This window comes from Leptospira weilii serovar Ranarum str. ICFT, assembly GCF_000332415.1.
GTDB classification, from domain to species: domain Bacteria; phylum Spirochaetota; class Leptospiria; order Leptospirales; family Leptospiraceae; genus Leptospira; species Leptospira weilii_A.
Map to the genome: position 1 here is coordinate 1 of NZ_AOHC02000054.1, position 9,859 is coordinate 9,859.

General features: G+C 41.8%; 9 protein-coding genes and 2 pseudogenes. 7 read left to right on the forward strand and 4 right to left on the reverse strand.

Features of this window, described 5'->3' with window-relative positions:
* Positions 1 to 11 precede the first annotated feature (11 nt).
* Both lsa66 and LEP1GSC060_RS18010 read left to right on the forward strand, forming a co-directional pair.
* Positions 12 to 1,637: pseudogene (lsa66, locus tag LEP1GSC060_RS18005) on the forward strand (fibronectin-binding adhesin Lsa66); the annotation flags it as partial.
* Positions 1,638 to 1,644: 7 nt separating this feature from the next.
* Positions 1,645 to 2,391, forward strand: coding sequence for an NRDE family protein (locus tag LEP1GSC060_RS18010; protein WP_003010446.1), 747 nt, complete (start codon positions 1,645 to 1,647; stop codon positions 2,389 to 2,391).
* Between the two features lie 94 nt (positions 2,392 to 2,485).
* Here the strand turns inward: LEP1GSC060_RS18010 and LEP1GSC060_RS18015 are convergent, their stop codons facing one another.
* From LEP1GSC060_RS18015 to LEP1GSC060_RS18030, 4 genes are all read right to left on the reverse strand, one after another.
* Entirely contained in the window at positions 2,486 to 2,854 is a 369-nt protein-coding gene (locus LEP1GSC060_RS18015; RefSeq protein WP_036097097.1) for a hypothetical protein, read from the reverse strand.
* A 10-nt stretch (positions 2,855 to 2,864) separates the two neighbouring features.
* Positions 2,865 to 3,500 (reverse strand): type II toxin-antitoxin system antitoxin SocA domain-containing protein, encoded by a 636-nt coding sequence (locus LEP1GSC060_RS18020; protein WP_003010472.1) that lies wholly within the window; start codon positions 3,498 to 3,500, stop codon positions 2,865 to 2,867.
* A 166-nt stretch (positions 3,501 to 3,666) separates the two neighbouring features.
* A complete protein-coding gene (locus LEP1GSC060_RS18025; RefSeq protein ID WP_003010466.1) occupies positions 3,667 to 4,014 on the reverse strand; it encodes an LIC10260 family lipoprotein in 348 nt (115 codons plus the stop codon).
* The gene (locus LEP1GSC060_RS18030) at positions 4,011 to 4,343 is read right to left on the reverse strand and encodes a hypothetical protein (protein ID WP_036097099.1); all 333 of its coding nucleotides are present in this window, start codon (positions 4,341 to 4,343) and stop codon (positions 4,011 to 4,013) included. The genes LEP1GSC060_RS18025 and LEP1GSC060_RS18030 overlap by 4 nt, the downstream gene beginning before the upstream one ends.
* Positions 4,344 to 4,702: 359 nt before the next feature.
* Between LEP1GSC060_RS18030 and LEP1GSC060_RS18035 the strand changes: the two genes are divergently transcribed.
* From LEP1GSC060_RS18035 to LEP1GSC060_RS19760, 5 genes and pseudogenes are all read left to right on the forward strand, one after another.
* Positions 4,703 to 5,512, forward strand: coding sequence for an adhesin OmpL37 family surface protein (locus LEP1GSC060_RS18035; RefSeq protein ID WP_003010475.1), 810 nt, complete (start codon positions 4,703 to 4,705; stop codon positions 5,510 to 5,512).
* 104 nt (positions 5,513 to 5,616) lie between these two features.
* On the forward strand, positions 5,617 to 7,650 hold the full coding sequence (locus LEP1GSC060_RS18040) for a DUF4178 domain-containing protein (RefSeq protein ID WP_003010444.1): 2,034 nt from the start codon (positions 5,617 to 5,619) through the stop codon (positions 7,648 to 7,650).
* An 81-nt stretch (positions 7,651 to 7,731) separates the two neighbouring features.
* Positions 7,732 to 7,926: a hypothetical protein gene (locus LEP1GSC060_RS18045; RefSeq protein ID WP_003010458.1), complete on the forward strand. Its 195-nt coding sequence runs from the start codon at positions 7,732 to 7,734 to the stop codon at positions 7,924 to 7,926.
* A gap of 6 nt (positions 7,927 to 7,932) precedes the next feature.
* On the forward strand, positions 7,933 to 9,429 hold the full coding sequence (locus tag LEP1GSC060_RS18050) for a polyamine aminopropyltransferase (protein ID WP_003010461.1): 1,497 nt from the start codon (positions 7,933 to 7,935) through the stop codon (positions 9,427 to 9,429).
* A 297-nt stretch (positions 9,430 to 9,726) separates the two neighbouring features.
* Positions 9,727 to 9,859: pseudogene (locus LEP1GSC060_RS19760) on the forward strand (DUF1564 family protein); the annotation flags it as partial.

Below are 9,859 nucleotides of genomic sequence, written 5' to 3' on the forward strand. Positions count from 1 at the left end.
ACACCTAGTATAAATCGGCGCTTCCCCGTCTTTCCGATTGGGAACTCGTGATCAAAAATTCCGGAGACGATATCGTAAAAACTTTTAGAGCGGATCATAGAAGAAAAAGAGGATTTTCATTGTTTCCTTTTTTGCAGGACGATACGAAACTGTCTCCTCTCGAAATTGCAATTCCGGAATCGATCTTATGGTTCGGAGAAGATTCCAAAGGGTTTTTACTTCCCGATGGAGAATACAAATACAGACTCAGATTGGTAACGGAAAACAAAGAGAATCTTTTATCCGAGGAAAAAACGATTCTTTTGGATTCGCATTCGCCGAGTTCCGAGATCGGCGCCAAAACGCGGGTTCTTTTTTTAACCGGAGATCGAACATCTTCTCGGATCAATATCTCTCAAAAAGTTTCGGGAGAATCTTCGGACGTTTTTACCGGAGAGTTTGTGGATTCGGAAGGACGAATCGTAAAATCTTACTCTTGGAAATTCAAAGACGTTCCGTCCGTTCTCAGTTGGGACGGAACCGATTTTTCCAATAAACAATTATCAAACGGACTTTATACTTACAGATTGATCGGAAGCGACAAAGGAAAAAACGAATCGGTTTCCGTTCTTTCCGATCTTACGATTCGAAACGAAACGATCGGCGTGGACATGTTTTGCGATTCCAAACTTTATTCTTATCTTCCCGGCAGTTTAAAAAACTTTGCGAAATTTTCTTTTTACATTTCTCCCAAACTCAAATCCGATTCCTACGAAATCGAAATCTTTCAGAAAAAAGGAAACGAGGAAAAAAACGTATTCCGTTTGCGAGATACAGGAGAACCGAACGCGGAATGGAAATGGGATTTAAAAAATCAAACGGGCGATCTCGTTGCGGCGGGAACGTATTTTTACAGACTTACGGTACACAGTCGGTACGAACGTTATCAATCCTTGATTTCATCCTTTGAAATTTCCAAAGAATCCTTCGATTTGGATCTATCGGTTTCAACGAAAGAATTTTCACCGGACAACGACGGAAAAAACGATCTCTTAAAAATTTCCATGTCTCATCGTGGAATTCCCATTCAATCTTGGGAAATCACGTTATACGAAACACCACCTTATACGTCTCTTAAACGCAAAATCAAAACTTGGACGGGCGAAGGTCGACCGAGTGCGGAAATTTTTTGGGAAGGTTTGGACCAATTCGGCGTTCGAGTCGGTTCCTTAAGCGAATTCTACTTCGAATGGAAATATACGGACGTATTCGGAAGGGAATCGAACGGAAAAGGCTCCGACTTCAAAACGGAAATTTTGGTCGTGGAAGAAGACGATTCCTTACGGATTTCCGTTCCGGAATCTCAAGTGGAAGCGAGATGGTGGAGTTTACCCGGAAAAATCGGATCGGTGTTAAACGAATTTCCGGGATACAAAATAGAATTACAATCTCATTCCTCTCACCAAGGAGACGAAGAAGTCAATCAAGTGGGAACCGAAGAAAGGGCTCGAAACGCGTTGGAATATTTTTTTTCAAAGTCGGTTCCGTTCGGCAGAATTCGTTTCCGAGGTTATGGAGAAACATTACCTCTGATTCCGGGTTCAGGAAATTACGAAGCGGATAAAAATCAAAGAATCGATTTTTATCTTTTCCCTTAAGGAAAATATGTGCACCGCGATCATCTACAGAAACCCGGATCGAAAAATTTTCGGCATAGGATTTAATAGGGACGAATCCGTAAAAAGAAAATCTTCACTCGCGCCTACAAAGTTAGGAAGCGGTCCGGTCTTCGCAATGGCTCCGTTAGACGGCGATTACGGCGGTACTTGGATCGGGGCCAATTCTTCGAGAGAAATTTTTTGCCTTTTGAATTTTTACGAGGCAACCCTCAAACTTTTAAGAAATCCAACGAGCAGAGGTTTACTCGTCCGCTCCTGTTTGTTAAACGAAGTCGAACCGGAACTCCTCAAATCGGAGGATCTCGCAAACTTTTATCCGTTTAAACTTTTGAAAATCACTTTGGAAAAAACGGAAATTTTCGTATGGAACGGAAAAGAATTTTCAGTTACGTCTAACGCAGACACATTTCAAATTCTCGGAAGTTCCTTCACGCAAGGACTTAAGGCACAGGTTTCCAGAGAAACGATCTTTCAAAAGAATTATCTTCCGGACCGTCCTCTCGACGCGAAACAATTTCTAAACGTATCCAAAACTTTTCTCACGTCTCATCTGCCCGAAAAAGGTGCGCTTTCGCCTTGTATGCACAGAAGGGACGCTCATACGGTTTCCAAAACGGAAATCGTTCTGCAAGACAACGAGTTGACGATTACCTACCAGGAAGGACAACCTTGTGAATCTCCCGAACCGAAGGTTTTGAATGTAACTTTGACGGATTTTTCGGTATTCGAATAGTCTAATATGGCCGATCCGAAGTCTTTTATTCGATGATTCCTTAGACCAAGTAAAGATATATTCGCGAAGTATTGTTAAGTTTTATGATATGCGCTTATAAATTTTTGAGGAAATTTTTTCGGCTTGAAGGATGTATGTTTTGAAAATCCATAAATAAAATAAGCAGCTTATAAATTATTTCTTTTATATGCTCAGGAAGAATCAATGTGTTAAAAACCGAATATAGTTTGCTTTCTATTTTTCCTTCTTGAAGAGCCAGAAAAAAATAAGATGTACGATCTTGTTCTGTTATTAGTTCGTAAGTACCATTATCGATTTTCAAACAGTCGTTGAGGAGTGATTTGTATGCTTCTCGATTAAAGAGAGAATAAGCGCCATTTTGCCTAGGATAATTTTGGGGATACTGATCTATGCTTTTTTTAAAAATCCCAAACGACTTGCGTTCGAATTCGTCACGATTCATATTTAGAATATTAATGCCTCAATCGGGCTCTTAATCGTTCGCGACCTGCTTGTGTAAAAAGTGGAGATATATCTTCAGATAGTTTGTTAGATTGTTTCTGATAACGTAAAAAATCTTTATCTTTAATTAATACCTTATCAATCAGCGGTGTGCTGGTATATCTTTCGAATAGAATTTCCTCTTTGAATTTCGTTTCTATAAAAGGTAATGTATTATATGCGTACCCGAGCAAGCCACCAGCGTTATGTGGATCTTCTTTATCAGAAAATTTATAAAGATAAAATTCCTTAGCAAAGGAGCTGATTAGCTGCACATCTTTAGAAGAAATTTGCGTTTCTAATTCTTTAAGACTTTTTTTAACTGAGTAAAATGTTTTACCATTTTCAGTTTCGATTTTAAATAGCTTATCGTTATTAAGAATTAATTCGATCTCCGGAACATTCGGTCCATAATGGTCATGGATAAAACGTATATTTGTAATACGCTTTTCCTTTTCCGCCAAGCTTTTAAGTTCCAATGCGTAAAGCATTTTCACTAAATGTGTGACTAGTATTCTCCCGTCAGGAGAATGACTTACTAAAAGTGCAATCTTCGCAGAATCCCCTATTAGGTCGGACATACTATTAAAGGTAATTTTATGTCTCATTCAGTCAATACCTTTTATATGTCTTTTCCATGATTGTAAATTTCGGTCTTTTCCCCAGAAATGTTAGAGTTCCGCATTTTAAGGACAGTTGTCACGAGTAAATCTGAGGTTTGTGGAAACCTTAAGATTCTATAAAACCACCTTAAAGATCAGTAGCCCGCAAAGACTAGCGGATCGTTTGAGCCGAATTACCTTCCACGATTACGGAATGCCTTGTAGCACAAAAGACCGGCATCAAAGGAAGCAAACAAAAACCCGGTCTCATGATAACGTCGACGTTTCTTAAAACCGAACTCCCGCTTTTTGTTTCCGCTTCTTTTAGATACGGATACACTCCGACCGGTGGAATATAAAAAATTCCGAATCGAAATTTTCCGAACTCGGCGGATTGATTCCCTTCGGAAAGAATCCCATCCTTGGGCTTATCCAAGGAAACATAAGAAATTCGTTTTGCATCCCGAGAGCAGTTCATTAGAATCAACGGGATCAAAACCATAAATAAAAAAACTTTCATTGTCCGCCCTCCTTGGGAACTTCGGAACTATCAAACGCAAAACCTTGAATCGCAATACAATTCAAAGGGATCAACATGTTTGCCGACTGAGTAATCTCCGCGTCGAGAATCGTATCGTATTTCGTATCTTTTAACGCGTTCTCAAACGCCTTAGAAAGACTGTATCGGAAACCGCAGTCTTCCCCTCGCTTCAATTCTCCTTTTACGTTTCCAACTTCGGGAAGTTTTTTTCCCTTCCAATTTCCATGAGACAAAAGATAAACCTTTTGTCCGGCGGAACAGGACAAAACCAAAAACACAATACATCCTAAAACCGAAAGTTGTTTCACAAAAAAACTCTCTCTACGATCATTTTCATTCGGATTCCCCCAATATTCTTCTTTTTGAATTTAAAAAGAAGGTCGATTTTTGCAAACGGATTCCGGGCCCAACAAGAATTTACGATGTTATATTCCATTTTTTGAATTCGATTTCTCCCGATTTTTCAAAGAAAACAAAATCAAAAACATCGTTTTAATTTCATTCTAATTATAATTCCAAGAACTTTTCCGGGATTTAAAATAAAGGTCGCTTAAAACGCTCTCTTCAATTTGTAAGATGACTTACAGACATAACTCACTTAAAAGGGAAACTCCTATTATTCACGACCTGATTGAAGTCTTCAAGTTCGTTTCCCGAAAATATACGTATGAAGGCGTTATTCGGAATCACGATCTGTATTGTTGTATCGATTCCGTTTTCCGTTTCCGCGGACTATGCAAGCAACGGGGCGACTCATCTCATTCGGGTGGAAAGAGGACTCAAGACGAACGATTTCCTCATTCGAGCCTTGAACAGTTCCATCTCGAATCTGGGTTCGGAAACGGACAAGGCTCTTTATAAACGGATCATTCAACATCACGTTGAAACCAACGAATTGTATTTTCAATTCGATCTGGAAAAATCTTATTTCGAACTCAAACGCACTCAGAATTTACTTTTGATTCTTTATTCCGACCTGATCGAAACGAGTAAAAAAACAATCCGAGGCGAATTGAATTCTCTCGGCCAAAAAACGATCCGAGGGACCGAAACCAAACCGAAAAAACATCTCGAACTGGCTTTTCGAGAATTGGCGGCCGCCGAACAAAAAAAAACGATCGCGGACAATACGAGACCGTATTTGCAACCCATCAAATTGGAACTGCTTTACGAATCCTTAAAATTACTCAAACAATCCAGAAAATATGTGGTCCTTCTTTCCATGGAATATCTTTCCGATTTTCCTCCCGATCCAGAATCCGAAGATTTTTTGGGAATCCTGAACGAAATCAACCGAGCCATGTTCTCCCGCAAAGACGAGTTCGCAAAAATTCACTTTGACAATCACTTTCACGCGTATTCCGGTGAAAATCTCTACGATATCTACTGGCAGAACCCCGCCTTGGAAGAATTGGAAAAACCCCTAGGTGATGTGGACGCCGCCTATCTGCGTTTAAGACGTCACGCCAAACGTTAAACGACCGGTCCTGATTGTTTTGCCCGCGCCCAATTTCTTTTTTCCGATCGCTTTTTTAGAAATTCAGATGACAAGGATTTCTTACCTAGATACAACCGATCTTTGTGTTAGAACTGAGTTGTCCCAATTGTGGCGCACCCGTCCCGTTTCAAAGTAAGGTTTCAATTTACGGAGTCTGTCCGAACTGCAAAACTTTAACCCTTCAAAAAAACCAATCTCTCGAAAACCTCGGTAAAGCCGGAGATCTTGTGCCGGATCTTTCTCCGATTCAAATCGGAACTTCCGGCAAAACAAAAGACGGAATCTCCTTTCAAGTCGTCGGAAGAATTCAACAAAAGTACAGTCTCGGAACTTGGAACGAATGGTACGCGCTCACTTCGGACGGCGACTCGATTTGGCTCGCGGAAGCGCAGGGCCAGTTTATGATCACACGACTTCGGCCTACTTCTCAAAACGATACGTTCCCGGAACACGATCCGATTCAAAATCCGGATTCTCCCCCGGACGTTTATTTTATCTCCTCTAAAACTTCCAAACAACTTCTGAGAGCGGGTGACACTCTCAAACTCGACGACGAACTCTGGATGCTTCGGGAAATCGGATTGGCAACCTGCATCGGCGGAGAGGGTGAATTACCCGTCGGTTTTCAAACCGGTTCCACTTCCGTTCTTTTGGATCTCGCCACGGACGAGGGTTGGTTTGCTACATTAGATTATTCTCATACTCCTCCTTTGTATTTTAAGGGAACGGTTTATAGTTTCGATCAGATTCAATTCGTCAATCTCAGAGATCCGAAAGCGTTCACAGGTTTTCAAAAACTTCAGGAGGCGAAAGCGATCCAATGTTTGGGTTGCGGCGCTTCCTTAAATCAAAGGAGCCCGGATTTTTCCAAGTCCATCGCTTGCGAATATTGCGGAACCGTGATGGACACGAGTCGGGATGAACTGACCGTTCTATCCAAGTTTCAAGAAATCATCAAGGACAGGATTTTCCTTCCTCCCGGAACCAAACTTTCTCTCAAAGGTAAAGAATGCGAGGTTCTCGGAGTTGTCAAAAAATCGGTTCACGCAGACGGACAAATTTTTCCTTGGACCGAATATCTGCTTCATTTTACCGGCGGTTATTATTGGTTGAACGAAACCGCCGGGCACTGGACCGTTTTCGAACCCGTTCCGTTCATTCCGAGAACCGTAGTCGGCTCTTATCCGCCTAAAAAGAACTTTCAAAAAGAAGAATATAAACTCTTCAATTCTTCGAACGCCGGAATCGATTTCGCATTCGGTGAATTCTATTATAAAATTCACGCGGGAGACAACGCGGAGCTCGCGGATTTTATCGCGCCTCCAAAGATGCTTTCTTCGGAAAAAACCCAAAACGAACTCTTTTGGTCTATCGGCGAATACGTTCCGGTCGACGAACTCAAAAAATCGATTCAAGGAGAAGTGGAACTTCCCGTCCCGGAAGGGATCGGTACGGCCGAACCGAATCCGTTTACAAAGATTCGAAAACGAAACGTAAAAATCGCCGCTTGGATTTCCTCAATCATGCTCGTCGTTCAAATCGGTTTTTGTTGGAACGCTCAGGATAAGGAGGTTTTTAAAAAGGATTTTTCTTACGTTCGAGATCCGGCTCCGGGTGGAACGACCGATCCCTCTTTTGTGACGGAAACATTTCAGTTGGAAGGAAGCGAAAGACAAAACGTTCAAATCAAGATGAACGTTCCCGATCTTTCCAATCACTACATTTATTATTCTTTAGCGTTGATCAACACAAAGACGGACATCGCCTACGATACCGGCCTCGAAATCAGTTATTACGAAGGCGTTGACGACGGAGAGAGTTGGACGGAAGGTGATAAGTCCGCGGATATCATCATCGGCGAGGTTCCCGGCGGAGAATATTATCTCAGGTTGGAATCCGAATCCGATTTTCCGCGAGGAAGCGGAGCTAACGTGTCTCTGAGTATTAAAAGAGACGTGGATCAATCGGTGTATTACTTTCTCTTTTTACTCGCGATCTGGTTGCCCGTACCTTATTCTCTTTTCAGAAGTTATTCGTTCGAGGCTTCCAGAAATGAAAACAGCGATTTTGCTCCGGCCGGTTCGGGAGATTCCGATTACGGCGACGATAATGATTGAAAACGATAAAAGGCTCGGCAAAACTATGAATCAAAATCAAAACCCATTACAATCCCGTAATGAAATCAAAAGGATAACTCTATGAATTTTATAAAAAAACTTTTATATCCCGCCTACGCCCTGGGAATCACGGGTTATCTCACGTATTCCAACTTTTACGGAGGCGGTTCGAAAGAAGTCGACGAGATCGAAAACGTTCCCAAAACCGTCCGGGAAAATCCGGGTGTATATCGTTCTCATTATACAAACTTTATGAGATATTCCGGAGGGAAATAAAACCGTTTGCAGACCGCGCTTTATATTTCGGTTCTTATCATTTCTTCCTGCGGTCTCGTCTACGAACTGTTAGCCGGAACAATCGCCTCCTACCTACTCGGAGAAACGGTCACTCAATTTTCGCTCATCATAGGAACCTATTTGTTTTCGATGGGAGTCGGTTCCTGGTTGTCGAAATACGTGGAAAAGGATCTGATTCCTAAGTTTTTGGAAATAGAACTTGCGATCGGTTTTGTGGGCGGTTTCAGCTCTGCGATTCTTTATCTGAGTTTCGGTCAGATTCGATTCTTTCAAATTCCTTTGTTCCTGCTCGTGATCTTGATCGGAATTTTAGTGGGACTCGAAATTCCGGTTCTGTTGAGAATCCTAAAAAAAGAACTTCAATTTAAGGAACTCGTTTCTAGGGTTTTGAGTTTGGATTACGTGGGCGCGTTACTCGCATCGATTTTGTTTCCGATCTTTTTTGCGCCTAAGTTAGGATTGATACGAACCGGATTTTTGTTCGGAATTTTGAATGCGGGTGTGGCGCTCTGGGGAACCTGGGCCTTGCCGCTCAAACATTCCAAAATGATTTTCCTTAGGGCGCAATCGGTTGTCGTATTAACGTTTTTAATTTTGGGTTTTTCGTTTTCGGATCTGATCACTTATTACAGCGAGGAATCCTTATACACGGACGAAATCATTCTCTCCAAACAATCCCAATTTCAGAGAATCATCGTTACACGTTGGAAAAACGAGATCCGGCTTTTTTTAAACGGACATCTTCAGTTTTCATCCAGAGACGAATATCGTTATCATGAAACCTTGGTTCATCCCGCGTTACTCTCTCATCCGGCTCCGAAACAAGTGTTGGTCCTCGGCGGAGGAGACGGTCTTGCCGTAAGGGAAATTCTAAAACACAAAAACGTCGAATCGGTTACGTTAGTCGATTTAGACCCCGCAGTTACGAACTTATTTACCGATCACGGAGTTTTAAAGGAACTGAACGACGAAAGTTTAAAAAATCCTAAAGTGAAAGTGATCAACACGGATGCGTTTGTTTGGTTGGAAGAATCCGAACAAATCTTCGACGTGGTCGTCATCGACTTTCCCGATCCGAGCAATTTTTCTTTGGGTAAACTTTATACCACGGCTTTCTTCCACGTTCTCAAAAGACGAATGAACGAATTTTCCGTTTTGGAAATCCAATCCACCTCCCCTCTTTTTGCGCGGTCTTCGTTTTGGTGTATCGAAAGAACGATCGCTTCGTTGGGATTTCATACGCTTCCTCTGCACGTTTATGTTCCTTCTTTCGGAGAATGGGGGTTTGTTCTCGCGGGTCAAAAACCGATTCGGTTCAAAAAAGAATTTCCGGATCATCTCCGATTTTTGAATCCTCAAGAGCTCGAATCGATCCAGGTTTTTCCGCAGGACATGTCTCGAATTCCGGTAGACGTCAATCGATTGGATAACCAGGCCCTCGTTCGGTATTACGATCGGGAATGGAATCGCATCTTGGATTAACGGGAGCAGGGCCGTAACCAATGCGAAAGCGATTGAAGCGGAGTCAATAAATTGAAACTAAAGGCGATATATTGTATCACGTTTCTTTCATGCAATTTATTGACTATAGCTGAAAGCGCGGTCCGGCCTGCCAAGGCCGGATTCGCCCAAACTTTCTTAGACCGAATCCGATTTTTTAAAAGAACGTTTTGAAAATTTTTTCTTTTTTTCTACCGAATCCGATCCGCATGAAACCTTCCCGGAACCGTATGAGGTATGGGAACTTTGTTGCTTAACTCCGATTGTAAAATCAGTTCGATTCTTGCGGAAGATCGTGCAGAAACGATCACTCTTTTGATCCCGGAAGATACTTGGAGGCGCTTTTCCGAAAAAGATGTAAAAATGCTTCCAAGGAAAATCCGGAACTTTTGAGAACGTATGGAAAATATCT

Bases quoted from the DNA above. Each gene is read 5' to 3' on its own strand.
- LEP1GSC060_RS18015 (WP_036097097.1), bottom strand. From the start codon at position 2,854: ATGAATCGTGACGAATTCGAACGCAAGTCGTTTGGGATTTTTAAAAAA.
- LEP1GSC060_RS18045 (WP_003010458.1), top strand. From the start codon at position 7,732: ATGAATTTTATAAAAAAACTTTTATATCCCGCCTACGCCCTGGGAATC.
- LEP1GSC060_RS18035 (WP_003010475.1), top strand. From the start codon at position 4,703: ATGAAGGCGTTATTCGGAATCACGATCTGTATTGTTGTATCGATTCCG.
- LEP1GSC060_RS18010 (WP_003010446.1), top strand. From the start codon at position 1,645: ATGTGCACCGCGATCATCTACAGAAACCCGGATCGAAAAATTTTCGGC.
- LEP1GSC060_RS18025 (WP_003010466.1), bottom strand. From the start codon at position 4,014: ATGAAAGTTTTTTTATTTATGGTTTTGATCCCGTTGATTCTAATGAAC.
- LEP1GSC060_RS18020 (WP_003010472.1), bottom strand. From the start codon at position 3,500: ATGAGACATAAAATTACCTTTAATAGTATGTCCGACCTAATAGGGGAT.